The following is a 17,002-nucleotide window of genomic DNA, read 5'->3' as shown; positions in this document are numbered from 1 at the left end:
CGTCAAGGCAGCGGCCCGGTTGCGAGGGCTACGTGCCTCTCCTTATCGTCCTTGGCGCGGTACATGGCGGCGTCGGCGCACTGGATCAGCTTGTCTTCGTCATCGCCGCATTCCGGGTAGGTGGCAATGCCGATGCTGCAGCCGATGCTGAACTGGTGCTCGTTCCAGGTGATGGGCTGGCGCAGGGTATTGACCAGCTTGTTGGCGAGTTCTTCCAGTTGCGCGCAATCCCTGAATTCTGGCACCAGGATCAGGAACTCGTCGCCCCCTTGCCGGCAGAGCACGTCGGAGGCGCGCACCGAGGCTTTCAGGCGGCGCGCCACCGCGCACAGGACCGCATCGCCGGCATTGTGGCCGTAGGTATCGTTCACCGGCTTGAAGCGATCCAGGTCCAGGAACAGCACGGCCAGGCGGCGGTCATAGCGGCGTGCCAGCGCCAGCGCTTGATCCAGATGGTCGACGAAGAAGGCCCGGTTGGGCAATCCCGTCAGGTAATCGTGGTGGGCCAGTTCGCGGATGCGATCCTCGGCTTGCCGCCGAGCGGTGATGTCCTGGAAGATGCCGACGTAATTGGCGGTGCGTCCTTGCGTGTCGAGGACGCGACTGACCGAAAGCAGTTCGGGGAACACGGTCCCGTCGCGCTTGCGGTTCCACAACTCGCCCTCCCAGCGCCCCGTTTGCCGAAGCGAGCGCCACATGTCGCGGAAGAACTCCTTGCTGTGGGCCCCTGAGGCCAATTTGCGCGGATCCTGGCCCATCACATCCTCCGCCGGAAACCCGGTGATACGGGTGAAAGCCGGGTTGACGGAAACGATGCGGTTCTTGGCATCGGTGACGATGATGCCTTCCGAGCAATGATCGAACACGGTGCGCGCCAGATGCATGGCGGCCTCGGTCTTCTTCAATTGGCTGATATCGGCTATCACGCCCACCAGGCTGATGGTATTGCCCTCTGGGTTGGCGATGGGCCGGCCGGTGAGCATCCCCCAGAATTCCGAGTCATCCCTGAGTCTGCGGTAGCGGCGCTCAAACTGGATGGACGCCTTGCCTTGCTTGAACAGCTCAAGTAAGGGAGGAAGGCCGTCGCCTCGCTCGTCGGGCTGTTCCAGATCGGAGTACGGGCTGCCGACCAGCCGGGTCAAGGGACAGGTGAACATTTCGCCCATGCGCTGATTGGCGTGGGTGATGCGTCCTCCCAGGTCAAGCAGGAAGATGGCCACGTTGGAACTGTCGTAGATGGTGCGCAGCAGGGTTTCCTTTTCGGCCAGACTGCGATTGGCTTTCGCCGTTTCACGCAGGGCTGCCGCGACGCGGGCGTGGCTGCGAGTAAGGATGAGGGTCAGTAGGGTGAGGGCGAGGGTGAGCAGCAGACCGCCGGCCAGCACCATGTCGCTGCGCCCGGTTTCCAGGGGTTCGGCGCTTGGCCCGGGGCGCGCGACGATGGTCCAGACGCTGCCCTCAAACTGCAGCCCGGTCGTGATGATCGGTCCGTCGGGCAAGGCATTGGCCGGCGAGGAATACATGAGATGAGCCTCGTCCTGCTCCGCGCCATCGTAGATCTTCAGGGTCAGTCCCTGGACGTGGCCGGGATGCTCCGCGGTCATGAAATTGTTGATCAGGTCATCCACGCGCAGGGGCGAATAGGCCCACCCCCGTAGCGCGGCACGCCGGGTCTCCACCGCGTCGTTGGGAATTCCGCCACGGTAAACGGGCACATAGATGAGAAAACCGGCCTGCACGTCCTGCTCGGTTTCCTGCACCAAAGTCACTTTCCGGGTCATGGCCGCGCGCCCTTCGTCTCGGGCGCGGGCCATGGCGGCCCTGCGCACCGGCTCTGACCACATGTCGTAGCCGAATGCGCGCCGGTTGCGCCAGTCGAAGGGCTCCAGGTAGATGATGGCGGAATAGCCGTCCCGTTCGCCGCTAGGCCGGATGACGTAGTCGGCATAGCCCTCGCCGCGCAGGCGCTCGATGTGGCGGGCCTTCTCTGCGGGTGCGATCCACTCGGAGAATCCGATACCCTGGATGCCCGGATAGTTTTCCGCCACGCCGAGACTGTGCACATAGGCGGCGAATTCCTCGCGGCTGACCGAACGGCTGGCGGCGAACAGGCCGGCTACCCCGCGCAAAATCTGCACATTGGCCTTGAGGCGGTAGGTAAGGCTGATGGTGATCTCATTCAGGTTGAGAGTGAGACGGTCCGAGTAAGCCCGCATCTCGCGCTCCCGCAGGAGCGAAGACTGTTGCCAGGCCGCCGTGCTGCCAACAAGCAAAATCAGCCCCGGGAGGATCGCAAGCAAGCGGCGCACGAACCCGGAAACCGGCGGCGGACCCGGCGGTGCGTGCGAGGCGAAGTCCTTGGAGAACTGTGAAGAGGCCATCGGTGTGGGCTGATTGTCGCCTTGGATCGGACTCGAAACAAGCACCTGTATCCGTTGCAGGCACCGGGCGGACAGCTTGGCAAGAATGCAGATGGCATGGTGTTTCCCCGCCTGCTATATTCCGCTGCCATCAGGATAACCCAATAGGAGGCACTCATGTTGAGTCAGGTCATACAGGAGTACGCGACCGAGGAATGGAATCGAGACGTGCCGGCCGGCGATGGTCTGGAGGCGCAATTGGAAGCCGGGCGTTTGCTGTTTTTCCCCAGGTTGCGGTTTGAGGTGGGTGCCCATGAGGAGAAGTTCCTGTCCGAGCGCTGGTCCGACGGCAAGGCCAAGAACATCAGCCTGCGCGGACGTGGAGCGACTGCCGAGCTGCGCGGTTGCCAGGGGGCCGCGGAAGACCTGGCGCTGCTCGGCGGAATGCTGGAGCGCTTCGCGCAGTGCGCGGAAAACCTGGCCCGGCAGTTGTTTCCCGTATATCGCGGGCGATTGATCCGCGGCTTTACCTCCTATCGCCCTTATGCGGTGGCTGAGCGCCAGACCAGCTGGCGCAAGGACGACACGCGCCTGCATGTGGACGCCTTCCCGTCCAATCCGACAGGCGGGCGCAGGCTCCTGCGCGTGTTCACCAATGTGAACCCGGGGTATGAGCCAAGAGTATGGCGTGTGGGCGAACCCTTCGAAAATCTCGCTCGGCGCTTCCTGCCGAAAGTGGGACGCTATTCAGCCGCGTCGGCCAGGTTGATGAGAGCCCTCGGGCTGACCAAAGCGCTTCGCACCGAGTACGACCACATCATGCTGCAACTGCACGATCTGGGGAAATGCGACGTTGATTATCAGCTGCGCTCGCCGCAAAGAACCTGCGACTTCCCGCCAGGCTCTAGCTGGGTGGTCTACAGCGACCAGGTCCAGCACGCGGTAAGTTCCGGGCAGTTTCTGTTGGAGCAGACATTTTATCTGGAGGCGGAGGGTCTGGAAGATCCTTCAAGCGCGCCGGTGCGTCTGCTGGAGCGGCTCACCGGTCGGGCCTTGGTGTGACGGCCGGGCTGTTGTGAGGCTGCCGAACGGGCGGTGACGAGAAAGAGGCTTCAGCCGTCGCGCCATCGGTCGATCAGGGCGGCGGCTGAAGCTTCGGAGTGTGGTCGATCAAAAACGCTTGGGCCCTCCTGCCCGGCGGGGACCCGATGAGCCGCCTTCGGCCCGCGGCCGAGCCTCGTTGACCCGGATATTGCGGCCCTTGAGATCGGCGCCGTCCATCTGCTTGATGGCGGCTTCGCCATTGGCCTGATTGGGCATTTCCACAAATCCGAACCCCTTGGATTGGCCGGTGAACTTGTCCGTCACCACATTCGCGGAAGATACTTCACCAAACTGTTCAAACGCCTTGCGCAGCTCGTCGCTGGTAACCTGATAGGATAAGTTTCCTACGTAAATGTTCATCGAAAAAAACCCTGCCTCTGCATTCGCGCCATTGCGGTAGACTGCACCTGTTACTCGATCAATGGCACATAAACCGAGCACTGATGATCGGTCTCCTGGGGAGACCCGATTCGACTTAGGCTTTTTTCAGACCTTTACGTAACCAAAACCTTATCAGCCGTAACTCCAGCCATTAGCCCCGGCCGAGAGACATAAATTCCACGTGGGCCGAACTCAGGGGGCCTCCCGCCCGGATTTTCCCGTGCTGACGTATTGCCTGCGCCAATTTCCTTTCGCTCCAAAACGGTAATGGGCTGACGCGCATGTGTGGAGCAAGTTCACTCCTTTTCCCCATTACTAATATGGGAACGTGCCCCTGTCAACCCCCTGTACTTGACAAATGCAGGGGACGCTGCCCCGCAGACGTGACGCTCCCTGCTTGCTGCCTGGAACGTGGGCGCGAAAGACTCCCACGAGGCTACGAACTCCGCCCCTGCACGGCGTTTTCCGGCGGCGCCGCGAAGCGTTCCAGGAAGTTGGCCACCTCGATGGCCGTGGGCATCCCCGGGCGGGCCCCCGTATGCGTGCAGCACAGTGCGCCGGCGGCGCTGGCAGTCAGTAGGATTTCCCGCCAGCCCATGCCTTCGCAGAGCGCCGCGGCAAACGCGCCGTGGAAAGCGTCACCTGCGCCCGTGGTGTCGGTGGCATGAATGGGATAGGCCGCCAGAGCCCCGCTTCTGCCGTTCTGGTGCCAGATCAGCCCGCGCTCGCCCAGGGTGATCACCACCGCAGGCGCGATTTCTGACAAACGCCACAAGGCGGCTTGCGGATCGGCCGCGCCAGAGAACTGAGCGGCGAATTTCTCCGATGCCACCAGATAGTCCACCCTGCCCATGAGGGCCTGGGTGCCTGCATGGAGCGAGCCCGCGTCAAGCACGGTGGGAATTCCCAGTGCGCGTGCGCGCAGGGCCAAAGCAACGGAGATGGCCGGTTCGTGCCCGTCGAAGAGAATCGTCCGGGCATTGAGGTCATCAAAAACAAGGGCTTCGGACGGCAGGGGTTCGGTCTGACCCTTGTAATTGATCAGCGAGCGGCTGCCGTCGGGCTTGACCAGAATGGCTGATAGCGGGGTGGGCGCGGGACCGCGCACGACCCAGCGGGTCTGCACCCCCTCGGCTTGCAGTTCGGCCAGGTGGCGGTCGCCGTACAGGTCGTCGCCCAGGTAGCCGGCGAAAGCGGCCTTCAGGCCAAGCCGTGCCACCAGCACCGCGGCATTCGCTGCCGGTCCGCCGCCGAAGGCGCAGAAGTCCTGGGCGAACAGTTTCTCGTCCGAGGCGGGATGGTGGGGGATGCTGAAGATCAGATCGTAGGAGGCATGGCCGACGCAAAGGACGTCGACCGGTTCTGCGGTTTGGGTGTTCTGCGTCATCCTGAAGCCTGATTCCTGGGTTTTCGATTTAGCGGTCTAGGCCGATGAAGTCCCAGACCTTTTCCGCCGGTGTCAGATCGTGGGCCTTGACCGCCGCACGGCCCTGCGAACTGGGACCGTAGTTGAGGGCGTAAACCCTTGCCGCGTCATCGGCCATGTCATTCAGATCGAGCTTGCGGTAGGCCTGCTCCATGATTTGCAGCGCCTGCGGCATGGCCTGGGTGCCGCCGTATTTCTGTAGCACTTCCGAGCAGCGACGCGCCGCCGCAACATAGGCGCCCCGGCGCATGTAAAAGTCCGCCACATGGATTTCATACATGGCCAGATTATTGCGCAGGGCGGTGACCCGTAGTCGGCTGTCATCGGCATACTTGCTGTTGGGGAACTTGGCGATGAGTTCGTCGAAGTCCTTCAGGGCATCGCGTGCGGAACCGGGGTCGCGTTGGGATGAATCCGTGGGCAGGAAACGGTCGATAAAGCCGATGCCTCGGTTATAATTCACCAATCCTCGCAGATAGTAGGCATAGTCCACGTGCGGGTGGGTGGGGTTCAGCTTGATGAACCGGTCCACCGCTGCGATAGCCGAGTCCGGCTCGCTGTTCTTGTAGTAGGCATAGGCGACATCGACTTGCGCCTGCGTGGCATAATTGCCGAATGGGTAGCGGGCCTCGAGCTTCTCGTACAGCTTGATGGCCTTCTCGTAACTTTTCCCGGTCAATGCCTTCTTGGCTTCATTGTATAACTGCTCTGCCGTCCAGTCGGCCTGCTCGTCCTCCTTGCCGGGTTCGCTGGAACAGGCGGCCAGCAGCGCGGCCAGCAGCGGTAGGATCAGGAGGAGGCGCAAGGTTTGCGGGATCGTAAGAAGGGCTTGCATCATGGCGCCCGAGTATACCCGGAAATACGCCCAGCCAATAGATTCCGGCGGATGGCCGACCGGAGCGGCGCAACACTGAAAGCCCCCGTGGCGCACAAAAGCCTTTGGCAACGATGAGAGAACCGACAGCCGTGGACGATGATGAGGAGCAGGGAGAGCTCATGGTCGCCGATGTGCCCGCGGAGCTCGCGGGATTGAGGCTGGATCAGGCCTTGGCGGAGATTTTTCCCGATTTCTCGCGCAGCAAGCTGCAGAGCTGGATACGAAGCGGCCATGTGGCGGTGGACGGCCGCAGCCTGGCGCCCAAGGACAAGGTGTTCGGCGGCGAGCAGGTCGAACTGCGCGCCGAGGTGGAACTGGATTCCGACTGCCAGCCCCAGGACATCCCGCTGGACATCGTCTACGAGGATGACAGCGTGTTGATCGTCAACAAGCCCGCCGGCCTGGTGGTGCACCCGGCGGCGGGGCATCGTGACGGCACCCTGCAGAACGCCCTGCTGCACCATGCGCCCAGCCTGGCGGGTGTGCCAAGGGCGGGCATCGTGCATCGCATCGACAAGGACACCAGCGGCATCCTGATGGTGGCCAAGACCCTCCAGGCCCATCACGCCTTGGTGGAACAGTTACAGGCGCGCAGCATCCACCGCGAATATCTGGCGCTGTTGCAGGGCTTCATCACGGCGGGCGGCACCGTCGACGCGCCGATCGGCCGTCATCCCAGCGACCGCAAGCGCTTTGCCGTGCGCGAGGGCGGGCGTGAGGCTATTACCCATTACCGCATCGAGGATCGGCTGCTGGGGCATACCTTGGCGCGAGTGAAGCTGGAGACCGGGCGCACCCACCAGATCCGCGTGCACATGAGCCATATCCATCATCCCTTGCTGGGCGATCCGGTGTACGGCGGCCGCCTCAAGCTGCCGGCCGGCTGCGGCGAAGCCGCGGCCGAGGTGATTCGCGGCTTCCGGCGTCAGGCCCTGCATGCCCAGGTGCTCGGCCTGGAGCACCCACGCAGCGGGGAATGGTGCCAGTGGCAGGTGGATCTGCCGCAGGACATGCGCGCGCTGGTGGATGCCTTGCGGGTGCCGGCGTGAGCCCGGCCTGGATCGAGCCGGACTGGCCGGCCCCGCGCGGAATTCGCGCGGCCAGCAGCCTGCGCGTCGGCGGCGGGAGCACGGGCGTCTTCGCCAGCCTGAACCTGGGCGCCCATGTGGGTGACGAGCCGGTGGCGGTGGCCGCTAATCGCGCGTCTTTGGTTAAAGCCCTGGACCTGCCCGCTGAGCCGGTGTGGCTGCAGCAGGTGCACGGGACGGAGGTGGTCGCCGCCCATGATCCCGGCGATGCGGTGGGCGATGCGGCAACCACGGACCGTGCCGGCGTGGTATGCGCCGTCATGACGGCCGATTGCCTGCCGGTGCTGCTCTGCGCCGAGGATGGCAGCCAGGTAGCGGCGGCCCATGCCGGCTGGCGCGGTCTGGCCGGGGGCGTCCTGGAGGCGGCGGTTGCCGCAATGCAAGGGGATAAGCTCATGGCCTGGCTCGGTCCTGCCATCGGTCCCGAGGCTTTCGAGGTGGGCGATGAGGTGCGTGAGGCCTTTGTCGGGCGCCTGGGGGATTGCGGTCAGGCTTTCGTGGCGAGCGGCGAGGGCCGCTGGGGGGCCGACCTCTACCACTTGGCCCGTCTCACTTTGCGTCGCGCCGGCGTGGATCGGATCTACGGCGGTGGCTGGTGCACGTTTTCCGAAGCCGAACGCTTCTTCTCCTACCGCCGCGATGGTCAGACAGGACGCATGGCGACCCTCATCTGGCGCGAAGCATAACCCGACGTTTCCCTGTACATGCACCTACTCATCTGGATCATCCTGTTTACCCTGCTTGGCGGTGTCCTGAGCGTCCTGGCGGCTTCCCTGTTCTTGCTGGTGCCGGACCGGCACTATGATCGTCTCCTGCCTCACGGGGTCAGTTTCGCCCTGGGCGCGCTGCTTAGCGTGGCCTTTCTGGATCTGCTGCCCCACGCGGTGGAAGCAGTCGGGAGCGGGCAGGCCGAGAGCATCTTCACTACGGTGCTGACTGGCATTCTGGTGTTCTTTCTGCTGGAGAAGCTTCTGCTCTGGCGCCACTGCCATACCACCGATTGCGAGGCGCACATCCACATGGATGCGCACTTCCATCAGCCGGCGGGTACCCTGATCGTGGTGGGCGATGGCATTCACAATTTTGTGGACGGCATTCTCATCGCCGCCGCCTTTCTCGCCGACCTGCACCTGGGCATCGTCACCAGCCTGGCGGTGGCGGCCCACGAAATCCCGCAGGAGGTGGGCGATTTCGCCATCCTGTTGCAGAGCGGCTGTTCCAAGGCCAGGGCGTTGTTCTTTAACCTGCTGTCCAGCCTCGGCACGGTGGCCGGGGGGGTGCTGGCTTATTTCAGCCTGGAAAACCTCCACCAGTTCCTGCCTTACATCCTGGCCCTCGCCGCATCCAGCTTCATCTATGTGGCGGTGGGCGACCTGATCCCCACCCTGCACAAGCGCACCCACGCCGAGGCCGTGATGGGCCAGATGGCCCTGATCATAGCCGGGGTTCTCATCATCAGCACCGTGCACCATTACGCGGAGTCATTTTAGGCCGGGGCGGTTACCTGCCTTCCTTCGAATTGGGCGGTCAGCCGAGGGTGAGCACGGTCTTGCCGCTCATGTGCCCGGTCTCGAGCAGATCGTGCGCGTGGGCGGCCTGTTCCAGCGGCAGGGTATGGCTCACGTTGATCTGCAGCTTGCCTTCCGCCATCCAGGCGCCGCAGGTTTCCAGCATGTGTACCTGATGCAGCCTGGCCTTCTCCAGGCCACGTAACTGGGGCGTCAGCATCAGCTCGAAGCCGATGCGCAGGTTGCGCAGGCGCGCTTCCTTCAGCGGCTGTTCGGGCAGGTCCAGCAGAGTCACGATGTCGCCGAAGTGCGCGGTGCAGGCGAGGCTCTGCATAAAGACATCCGGGCCCACGGTATCCAGCACCACGTCCGCGCCCTGGCCCGAGGTGAGTTCGTTGACCGCCTCGGCGAAATCGCAGCTGCGGTAATCCACGGTCTCGTCGGCGCCCCACTGGCGCGCCATGGCCGCTTTCTCGGGACTGCTGACGGTGGCGATCACCCGAGCGCCGCGCAGCTTGGCCAACTGGATCGCCACATGGCCGACGCCACCGGTTCCGGCGTGGATCAACACAGTCTGGCCTGCGGTCAGGCGGGCACGGTCGTACAGGCCGCCCCAGGCTGTGATGAGCACCAGGGGCGCTGCCGCGCCCAGTTCGAAGCTGAGGGAGTCCGGCAGCGGCGCCGCCCAGCGCTGATCCAGCACCGTGAATTCGGCGTAGTTGCCTTGCTCCGCGCCCAGGCCGCCATGGCAGAACCAGACCCGATCGCCCACCTTGAAACGGGTCACGTCCGCGCCGGTCTCCACCACCTCGCCGGCGCCGTCGCAACCCAGCACCGCGGGCAGGGCATCGGGAAAGAAGACGCCGCGCTTGCGCAGCTTGGTGTCGATGGGATTGACGCCCGCGGCCCGCAACCGCACCTTGATCTGGCCCGGATCGCTGAGCGCCGGTTCCGGGATATCGGCCAGTTCCAGGACGTCCGGAGAGCCCGGACGGGTCATCAGGATCGCTTTCATGGGTTTCTCCGCAATTGCATGAACGGGTGATTCGGGCGGCGCTCAGGCTCAATCCGCGCTCCACTGACCCAAATAGTCGCCGAAAGAGTACTGTTTCAGAAGCCGCAGTTCCAGCCCGCCATCCCAGGCATAGATCGTCGGCAGGTTGTGGCCGTTGAAGCGGTTGGCCTTGATCAGGCTGTAGGCGCCCACATCGCGGAACACGATGCGATCGCCCAGCGCCGGGCGGCGGGGGAAGCGGAATTCGCCGAACAGGTCCCCGGCCAGGCAGGTGCACCCTGCCAGGATGACGGCTTCGCCTGATTCCGGTTCTCCCCAAGCTGGCACGGGCCGCCGCTGGTATTCGAAGACCTCTGGGTTGTGGTTGACCGAGCTATCTAGCACGGCGATGGTTTTGCCCTCGCTGGCGAACACGTCGATGATGCTGGCCACCAGATAGCCCGCCTCGCCCACCAGCCCCTTGCCCGGTTCGAAGAACACACGCAGCCCATATTCCCGGGTCAGCCGGCGGCTGATGTGACAGAGTTCGTCCAGATCTTCATCGCGCTGGAACAAATAGCCGCCGCCCAGATTGATCCATTCCAGATTGGGCAGCCGGTGGAGCAGGGTGGTTTCGAGCCGTTCGACCGTCCTCGTCATGGGTTCGAAGGAGCGCAAGGCGAAGGCGTTATGGACATGCAAACCGCGAAGAGCCTGGGCGAAGGTGGGATGCTCGGCGAGGCGCCGTTCCAGATCGGGCAGGGGCACGCCCAGTTTGGAATGCGGGCGGCAGGGGTCGTAGCGCTGATCGGCGAGGAAGGAGAGCCCGGGATTCACCCGCAGGCCCGGGCTGGCACCGTGCGAAAGCGCACCTGCGAGGCGCTGGAATTGTTCCAGGGAGTTGAACGCCACGGTGTCGCAGACTTGGCTGATTTCATCCATGTCCACCGCTTTCAGGCCGGGCGTGGTAAGGTGCAGCGCACCGTCGCCGGCCAGCGCGGCCAGGCGCGCCTCGAACAAGGAACTGACGGAAAAGCCGTCCAGAACCGGCGTCAGGGCCTGGAGCAGGGGCAGGAAGGGCAGGGCTTTTACCGAGTAGAGCATCCGGCAGCCGCTGCGCTCCCCGGCCCGCCGCAGCAAAGTTGCGCGATTCAGGATCGCCTGCTCGTCGTAGACGAAGGCGGGGGTCTCAAGTGGAAGTTCCAGCAGAGAAGACATGCGAGTCCGGCGGACAGGTTTGGGTGCGGATATGCACCAGATCGAGGCGAAGGCTGGTCGTCGGGGCGAGGCGGCCTGGCTGCATCAGCTTCTAGCGCAGGCATTTTAACCGATCTGCGTCGCGCCTGGCCGTGCATGCCCTGGCCTCGGCGGCGGCTAGGTGGAAGTCCGGCTTAAATTTTGCTGCGGCCTGTATGATAATCGGCCATCTGGGAGACGCCGCGACTTGTTTCAGCGGCGTTCGTTACCGGGTATCCGGTGGTGCATTGCTCGGCGACTTCCGACGCCGGTAGTGCCTTTTTGCGCTTTGGAAGCTTCGCCTCGGCCTAAGTCTTCCTCAAAAATAATATTTCCAAGGAATTTCTCGTATGCACAAGATCACCCTTATCCCCGGCGACGGCATCGGCCCTTCCATCGTGGACGCCGCGATCAAGGTCATAGAGGCGGCCGGTGTCCAGATCGAATGGGACCGCCAGGTGGCCGGCATGGCCGCCGTGGAGAAGCACGGCAATCCGCTGCCCGATGCGACCATCGAATCCATTCGCCAGAACCGCATCTGCTTCAAGGGTCCGTTAACGACCCCGGTGGGCGGCGGCTACCGCAGCGTCAACGTGACCCTGCGCCAGGCGTTCAACCTGTATGCCAACGTGCGCCCGGCGATTTCCTTCGAGGGCACGGACACGCCATTCAAGAACGTCAATCTGGTGACCGTCCGTGAGAACACGGAAGGCCTTTATGCCGGCATCGAGCACTTCATCAAGGTGGATGAGGAGAAGATCGCCGCCGAGAGCATCGCCGTGGTCACCCGCAAGGGCAGCGAGCGCGTCATCGAGTTCGCGTTTGACTACGCCCGCCGCGCCCAGCGCAAGAAAGTGACCCTGGTGCACAAGGCCAATATCCTCAAGTGCACCTCGGGCCTGTTCCTGGAGATCGGCCGCGAGGTGGCCAAGAAGTATCCGGAGATCGAATTCGAGGACCGCATCGTCGATGCCGCCTCCATGCAGATGGTGATGAAGCCCGGCATCTTTGACGTCATCGTGACCACCAATTTGTTCGGCGACATCCTCTCGGACCTGGCCTCGGGCCTGGTGGGTGGCCTGGGCCTGACCGCCGGGGCCAATATCGGCGTGGACGCCGCCCTGTTCGAGGCGGTGCACGGCAGCGCGCCGGACATCGCCGACAAGGGCATCGCCAATCCCATCGCCATGATCATCGCCGCGTCCATGATGCTGGAGCACATCGGCGAGTTGAAGGCCGCCCGCGCCGTCGAGCAGGCCGTGCGCGACGTGATCCGCGAAGGCACCCATCTGACCCCGGACCTCAAGCCGGGCTCCACCTGCGGTACCGCCGACCTCGCGCAAGCCATCGTCGCGAAGCTGGGCTGATCCCATTCCACAGTAAACCCTCATTACCTACGCTGTGCGCAGGAATGAGGGCGTTGGGGTGTCCTGGCCGCAAGTCGGATAGGACTGCCGCCCCAGGGAGGCGCATCGCTGGCGATAGGATTTTCCGCCCGATGCGCTTCACGTCGTTGAGCTCATCCTATTCGGATTTCGACAGCAGGCTGGTTTCGAAGCGAGGCACCCGTCGTCGCGATCAGGGGCCTGTCGCAACGGGATAGCCGCAGCACTTCCGCATCGACCCGGAAGATCCCGGCCAGCCAGTCCGCCGTCAGAACCTCCCATGGCGTGCCGCAGAGCGCCAGCCGCCCGTCTCGAAGAATGGCGATGCGATCGCCGTACTGTGCCGCCAGATTCAGGTCGTGCAGCACCACGCAGGCGGCCGCGCCGGATTCTCGAACGAACTCCCGTACGGCTTGCAAAGCCAAGTGCTGATGGGCCGGGTCCAGACTTGCGGTCGGCTCATCGAGCAGCAGATAGCGCTCTTCTGTCTGTGGTTCCCAGATCTGGCACAGGCAGCGGGCCAATTGAACGCGTGCCCGCTCGCCCCCCGACAGGGTGGGATAGGTGCGTTCCGCCAGGTGGGCGGTATCGGTCAGGCCCAGTGCGTTGCGGGCGATTGCGCCGTCGTGCCGGTCCGGCCAGCCGTCGTTGTGAGGATGACGGCCCAGCATGACGACTTGCAGGGCGGTCAGGGGGAAGCTCAGGGGCGTTTCCTGCGGGAGCACCGCCCGGAGTTTAGCCAATGCCTCGACGCGCCAGTGGGCGAGGAGATGGCCATGCAGCCGGACCTCGCCGGAGTCGGCGGGCCACTCGCCGGCAAGGACCCGCAGCAGCGTCGATTTGCCGGCCCCATTTGGCCCGAGCAGAACCGTCAATTGGCCTGGATTCAGGTGGAGGCTGACGCCGTCAAGCAAGGTTTGGCCCTTGCGGCAGACCGCGACCTCATGGGCTTTTATCATGCCAGACTACCCCCGGCACTGCGTTGCTTCAGCAGCCATAGGAAAAACGGGGTACCCAGCAGCGCGGTCAAAATGCCGATGGGTAACTCGGCGGGAGCGACCAGGGTGCGCGCCCCCATGTCGGCCAGCACCAGCAGCAGGGCGCCGCAAAGGGCTGAGCCGGGTAGGACGTGGCGGTGATCCGGCCCGCAGGCGAGCCGGACCAGGTGGGGCGCCACCAGGCTGATGAAGCCGATGATGCCGCAGGCCGACACCAGGCTGCCCACGATGAGTGCCGACAGGGTGATACCCAGGGCCTTCACCCGCTTCAGGTCGACGCCCAGGTGGAAAGCCTCGGCTTCGCCCAATAGCAGTACATTCAGCGCTGCCGCCTGGGATAGCAGGGCAGCGCCCGCCGGCACGACCAGCAGACCAAGCACCGCGAGCGTCTTCCAGTCGGCCCGCCCGAGACTGCCCAGGTTCCAGAAGGTCAGATTGCGCAGTTGATCGTCGCTGGAGAGGTAGCTGAGAAAGCCGATCAGCGCGCCGGCCAGGGCATTGATGGCAATCCCGGCCAGCAGCATGATGGCCAGGGAGGTGCGGCCGTCCTGGCGGGCCAACCGGTAAACCGCCGCGGTGGCCAGCAGCGCCCCGCCGAATGCGCAAAGGGGCTGCAGCAACTCCACGAAAGGAAGCGAGGGGGCGATGTGCCGCGGCAGCACGACGATCGCGGCCGCCACGCCGACCGCGGCCCCGCTGGCTACACCCAGGAGTCCGGGCTCCGCCAAGGGATTGCGGAACAGGCCCTGCATCATGGCCCCGGCCAGGCCCAGGCCGCCGCCGGTCAGGACCGCCAACAGCACGCGGGGCAGGCGGAGATCCACAAGAACTGCGAGTTGTTGCCTGGAGACCGGGGCGTCCGTTGCCAGGCCCAGCCCCTGTGCCGCTATGGCCGCAAGATCGTCAAATTTAAGCGAGTAAGGCCCGACGGCCACCGCCGCCAGAGCGGCGATCGACAGCAGCAATCCCAGCCCGGCGCGCGAAGCGTGACCCGAACGGAACACGGACGTGGGGCGGGCAGGCTCTTCCGCCTGGGTCCAACTGCTCACGGCGCGGCCTCCCCCATCTGCCGTGACAGATCGAGAACCACCTGCGGCAGCCGGGGACCGAATCCCAGCAAATAGTTGGCCTCCATGGCGACCAGGCGGCGAGACTTGCCGGCCGTGGTCAGGGCGAGTCCCGGCACTTTCCACAGCGCTTCGTTTCCGCCCAGTGTGGCGAGTCCTTGCGTCGTGATGAGCACCACGTCGGGATCGATCATCACGGCACTCTCGGCGGTCAAGGGGCGGTAGCCCTCGAATTCCGTGATCGCGTTAAGCGCACCGGCGAGCCGGATCACGGCGTCGGCTGCCGTTGCCCGGCCCGCCACTTGCAGCGTGCTGCCATGCGCCAGCACAAAAAGGACCCGTGGTGCCTGGCCTCGGGCGGTCAGCGCGGCATCGGTATGCTGCCAGTCGGCGGCATAGCGCCGGATCAGGGCTTCCCCTTGCTCGACGGCTACCAAGGCGCGTGCAACCGCCTGGATCTTGGCGGCGACGCCTTCCCTGGAATACGGGGTCTCCACCCGTTCCACGGGAACCTGGGCCGCGCGGATCTGCTTCAGTGCCGTGGGCGGACCCGCTTCACCGGCGGCCAGCAGCAAATCAGGATGCAGGCTCAGGACACCCTCGGCGACCAGGCTGCGCAGATAGCCGACATTGGGCAGGGCGCTGGCAGATTCGGGAAAGGTGCTGGTGGTGTCGACCCCGACCAAGCGCTGTTCCAAGCCGAGGGCATAAACGATCTCGGTCAAGGCGCTTCCCGCCACCACGACCCGTTGCGGCGCGCTGGCCGCTAGACTGGGAATGGCTGCCAGGCACAACAGACAGGCGCTCAGGACCGGCCCATGCAAAAGCCCTCTCGTCACGGCTTGCCCTCCGCTGGGTTGAGCGTGGGCAAGGCGTCGAGGAGGTCCTGCCAGGTTTCGTCCGGCTCGCTGTCCGCCGCGGACAGAAAGCGCGAGATGAGGGCCCCGTCCCTGTCATGCAGTGCCAGTGACAGGGAAACGCCGGAGGCCGACGTTTCGAAGACCACCCAGAAAGACGCCGTATCGGCGTCCCGCAGGTGCAGATTGAAGCCGGCATCCAGGACGTTGATCCAAGGACCGGTGCGTTTGATGTTGTGGATGGGGCCCGAGTAGGTTTGAACCGCTGCGGGACTGGGCACGACGATCTGCAAGGGCAGCCCGATTTCCGCTGTCAGCTGCATGATGCGTTCGACGCTGCTCCGGTCGACCGGCCGGGCTGTGAGTCTGTCGCCGGCTGGCAGTGGCTCTGCCTGGGTTGGGGGTTTTGGCGACACGCCACCCAGGCTCTCGCCGCGGGTTGTGCCTGTTGCCTGGAGCGGTTTGGCCGCCGCATGGCGTTCGACCAGATCTTCGTAGGCGCCGAGGTGGCTGCGTTCGGTCACATAGATTTTGTGCACCGCGGTTCCTGCCGAGTCGAAAAACTGAAGGCTATGCCGTGCGGAGCCGCCGGCCTCTTCAGTGACGGCGAAGCCGTGGCGCCAGGAGTCCACGAACAGCCGCAGCCCGAGTTCATTGAACACGACTTCCCGCGGGCTATCGGTCATTTCCGGATTGCGGTAGTGTCCATGCAACTCGTGGACGGCGTGATCGTTGCGGGTGAGCGCCATCATCTCGCCCAGTGGCGCCAGGCTGGACAGAAGTCCGATCCAGTCGTTTCGGAGCCGGGTGGTGGTCCCGTCGCAGTTCAGCGCGACCAGGTCCATTTCTGAAACCCTGAGACGGGCTGCCGCATCGCGAATGCGCAGACGCGGCTCCGCGTCCAGCAGGGTCTTCCAGGCGAATTGCAGTTCCGCTGCGCTGCGGGGATTGCGTTCAGTCTTGAGTGCTCGGGGTTGTGGTGCTGTCGTTTGCATGGTGTTACTCACGGTTGTGGGACGGCCTGGACCGCGTGCCGATTTAGGGACGCCTGCGCCGATGGCTTGTCGCCGCCAGGCGGGTCGCCGCGGAAGAGACTGTTCATCGTCACCAGGCGCGCGGGACTACGCGGTATTCCCGCGCTGCCCCGCCTCACGCCTCCGCTGCCTGATTCATGGCGTTCGCGCTGGCGGTGTCCTTGGGACGGTGGCCCTTGTCGTTGACATGACGAATCTCGCTCAACTGCGCGCCGCCGAGTTCATAGGCCTGGGCAAATCCCCGGACATACCCCGCCTTCAACGGCACCAGTCGGAACAGGTGGAAATCCTGCAGACCGCGCAGCATGGCCATCAATTTGCCATGCCTTTCCTCGAGCCGGTCGAGCGCGTGCTCCCAAAGGGGCGTCCCCCGGCCGACGGCCTCGACGCTGCAGTCGCAGGTCAGTCGCCGCCGCGCAAAGAGTTGCTGAGCCTTGTCTTCGTCTTCGATGAACAGCACGCTGGCCCTGGGGATGGCCCTCAGGTTCGCCGTGTGGGTCGCCAGTTCGCTGACATAGACGAAATAGCAGCCTGCATCGTCGGTCACGTAAGGCGCGTAGCTGGCATTGGGGACACCTTGGGCATCCGCGGTCGCCAGGAGCAGGGAGCCGAAAGCAGCGCGGAAATCGTGCGCTTCCTGCAGGATCTCGTCCAGGGACGGTTTAGGCTCGTTGTTCATGGGTCTGC

At 64.4% G+C, this 17,002-nt stretch carries 15 protein-coding genes and 1 pseudogene; 5 read left to right on the top strand and 11 right to left on the bottom strand.

Annotation, left to right across the window (positions count from 1 at the left end; genetic code table 11):
- Positions 1-2: 2 nt before the first annotated feature.
- On the bottom strand, positions 3-2,381 hold the full coding sequence (locus EK23_RS07245) for a sensor domain-containing diguanylate cyclase (protein ID WP_082054011.1): 2,379 nt from the start codon (positions 2,379-2,381) through the stop codon (positions 3-5).
- 156 nt (positions 2,382-2,537) lie between these two features.
- On the opposite strand from EK23_RS07245, the gene kdoO reads away from it, so the two are divergent.
- Entirely contained in the window at positions 2,538-3,422 is an 885-nt protein-coding gene (kdoO, locus tag EK23_RS07240; protein WP_045224635.1) for a Kdo hydroxylase KdoO, read from the top strand.
- Between the two features lie 108 nt (positions 3,423-3,530).
- Here kdoO and rbp read toward each other — a convergent pair whose 3' ends face one another.
- From rbp to EK23_RS07225, 3 genes are all read right to left on the bottom strand, one after another.
- Positions 3,531-3,905 (bottom strand): RNA-binding regulator, encoded by a 375-nt coding sequence (gene rbp / locus EK23_RS07235; protein ID WP_235281945.1) that lies wholly within the window; start codon positions 3,903-3,905, stop codon positions 3,531-3,533.
- A 376-nt stretch (positions 3,906-4,281) separates the two neighbouring features.
- The gene (locus EK23_RS07230) at positions 4,282-5,232 is read right to left on the bottom strand and encodes a carbohydrate kinase family protein (protein WP_045224633.1); all 951 of its coding nucleotides are present in this window, start codon (positions 5,230-5,232) and stop codon (positions 4,282-4,284) included.
- A 28-nt stretch (positions 5,233-5,260) separates the two neighbouring features.
- Complete coding sequence (locus EK23_RS07225; protein ID WP_097990907.1) at positions 5,261-6,109, bottom strand: outer membrane protein assembly factor BamD; 849 nt, start codon at positions 6,107-6,109, stop codon at positions 5,261-5,263.
- Positions 6,110-6,219: 110 nt separating this feature from the next.
- Here EK23_RS07225 and rluD point away from each other — a divergent pair, with 110 nt between their 5' ends.
- The 3 genes from rluD to EK23_RS07210 are packed head-to-tail and all read left to right on the top strand — an operon-like array spanning position 6,220 to position 8,726.
- Entirely contained in the window at positions 6,220-7,197 is a 978-nt protein-coding gene (gene rluD, locus EK23_RS07220) for a 23S rRNA pseudouridine(1911/1915/1917) synthase RluD (RefSeq protein WP_045224632.1), read from the top strand.
- Positions 7,194-7,922 carry a peptidoglycan editing factor PgeF gene (pgeF, locus tag EK23_RS07215; protein WP_045224631.1) on the top strand — a complete coding sequence of 243 codons (729 nt, stop codon included), beginning with the start codon at positions 7,194-7,196 and terminating at the stop codon, positions 7,920-7,922. The genes rluD and pgeF overlap by 4 nt, the downstream gene beginning before the upstream one ends.
- Positions 7,923-7,940: 18 nt before the next feature.
- On the top strand, positions 7,941-8,726 hold the full coding sequence (locus tag EK23_RS07210; RefSeq protein WP_045224630.1) for a ZIP family metal transporter: 786 nt from the start codon (positions 7,941-7,943) through the stop codon (positions 8,724-8,726).
- A gap of 37 nt (positions 8,727-8,763) precedes the next feature.
- Here EK23_RS07210 and EK23_RS07205 read toward each other — a convergent pair whose 3' ends face one another.
- Entirely contained in the window at positions 8,764-9,759 is a 996-nt protein-coding gene (locus EK23_RS07205) for a zinc-dependent alcohol dehydrogenase family protein (protein ID WP_045224629.1), read from the bottom strand.
- A gap of 48 nt (positions 9,760-9,807) precedes the next feature.
- Positions 9,808-10,956, bottom strand: coding sequence for a type III PLP-dependent enzyme domain-containing protein (locus tag EK23_RS07200; RefSeq protein WP_045224628.1), 1,149 nt, complete (start codon positions 10,954-10,956; stop codon positions 9,808-9,810).
- Positions 10,957-11,324: 368 nt separating this feature from the next.
- Between EK23_RS07200 and EK23_RS07195 the strand changes: the two genes are divergently transcribed.
- A complete protein-coding gene (locus EK23_RS07195) occupies positions 11,325-12,341 on the top strand; it encodes an isocitrate/isopropylmalate dehydrogenase family protein (RefSeq protein ID WP_045224627.1) in 1,017 nt (338 codons plus the stop codon).
- Between the two features lie 152 nt (positions 12,342-12,493).
- Here the strand turns inward: EK23_RS07195 and EK23_RS07190 are convergent.
- From EK23_RS07190 to EK23_RS07170, 5 genes and pseudogenes are all read right to left on the bottom strand, one after another.
- A pseudogene (locus EK23_RS07190) lies at positions 12,494-13,258 on the bottom strand (heme ABC transporter ATP-binding protein); the annotation flags it as partial.
- A 56-nt stretch (positions 13,259-13,314) separates the two neighbouring features.
- Positions 13,315-14,406, bottom strand: a complete 1,092-nt coding sequence (locus EK23_RS07185) for a FecCD family ABC transporter permease (RefSeq protein WP_082054009.1) — start codon at positions 14,404-14,406, stop codon at positions 13,315-13,317.
- A complete protein-coding gene (locus EK23_RS07180; protein WP_045224625.1) occupies positions 14,403-15,263 on the bottom strand; it encodes a heme/hemin ABC transporter substrate-binding protein in 861 nt (286 codons plus the stop codon). The genes EK23_RS07185 and EK23_RS07180 overlap by 4 nt, the downstream gene beginning before the upstream one ends.
- Positions 15,260-16,276 carry a ChuX/HutX family heme-like substrate-binding protein gene (locus EK23_RS07175; RefSeq protein ID WP_045224624.1) on the bottom strand — a complete coding sequence of 339 codons (1,017 nt, stop codon included), beginning with the start codon at positions 16,274-16,276 and terminating at the stop codon, positions 15,260-15,262. Before EK23_RS07175 ends, EK23_RS07180 begins: the two co-directional genes overlap by 4 nt.
- Before the next feature lie 154 nt (positions 16,277-16,430).
- A complete protein-coding gene (locus EK23_RS07170; protein ID WP_045224623.1) occupies positions 16,431-16,994 on the bottom strand; it encodes a HugZ family pyridoxamine 5'-phosphate oxidase in 564 nt (187 codons plus the stop codon).
- Positions 16,995-17,002 lie beyond the last annotated feature (8 nt).

The organism is Methyloterricola oryzae (assembly GCF_000934725.1).
Classification (GTDB): domain Bacteria; phylum Pseudomonadota; class Gammaproteobacteria; order Methylococcales; family Methylococcaceae; genus Methyloterricola; species Methyloterricola oryzae.
The sequence above is the reverse complement of the archived record's forward strand: the minus strand, read 5'-3'. Positions and strand labels throughout refer to the sequence as shown.

What these genes read in the sequence shown, in the direction of transcription:
- EK23_RS07175 (WP_045224624.1), bottom strand. Translation starts at nt 16,276, where the DNA reads ATGCAAACGACAGCACCACAACCCCGAGCACTCAAGACTGAACGCAAT.
- EK23_RS07245 (WP_082054011.1), bottom strand. Translation starts at nt 2,381, where the DNA reads ATGGCCTCTTCACAGTTCTCCAAGGACTTCGCCTCGCACGCACCGCCG.
- rluD (WP_045224632.1), top strand. Translation starts at nt 6,220, where the DNA reads ATGAGAGAACCGACAGCCGTGGACGATGATGAGGAGCAGGGAGAGCTC.
- EK23_RS07225 (WP_097990907.1), bottom strand. Translation starts at nt 6,109, where the DNA reads ATGATGCAAGCCCTTCTTACGATCCCGCAAACCTTGCGCCTCCTCCTG.
- EK23_RS07230 (WP_045224633.1), bottom strand. Translation starts at nt 5,232, where the DNA reads ATGACGCAGAACACCCAAACCGCAGAACCGGTCGACGTCCTTTGCGTC.
- EK23_RS07205 (WP_045224629.1), bottom strand. Translation starts at nt 9,759, where the DNA reads ATGAAAGCGATCCTGATGACCCGTCCGGGCTCTCCGGACGTCCTGGAA.
- EK23_RS07195 (WP_045224627.1), top strand. Translation starts at nt 11,325, where the DNA reads ATGCACAAGATCACCCTTATCCCCGGCGACGGCATCGGCCCTTCCATC.
- EK23_RS07210 (WP_045224630.1), top strand. Translation starts at nt 7,941, where the DNA reads ATGCACCTACTCATCTGGATCATCCTGTTTACCCTGCTTGGCGGTGTC.
- EK23_RS07200 (WP_045224628.1), bottom strand. Translation starts at nt 10,956, where the DNA reads ATGTCTTCTCTGCTGGAACTTCCACTTGAGACCCCCGCCTTCGTCTAC.
- kdoO (WP_045224635.1), top strand. Translation starts at nt 2,538, where the DNA reads ATGTTGAGTCAGGTCATACAGGAGTACGCGACCGAGGAATGGAATCGA.
- EK23_RS07170 (WP_045224623.1), bottom strand. Translation starts at nt 16,994, where the DNA reads ATGAACAACGAGCCTAAACCGTCCCTGGACGAGATCCTGCAGGAAGCG.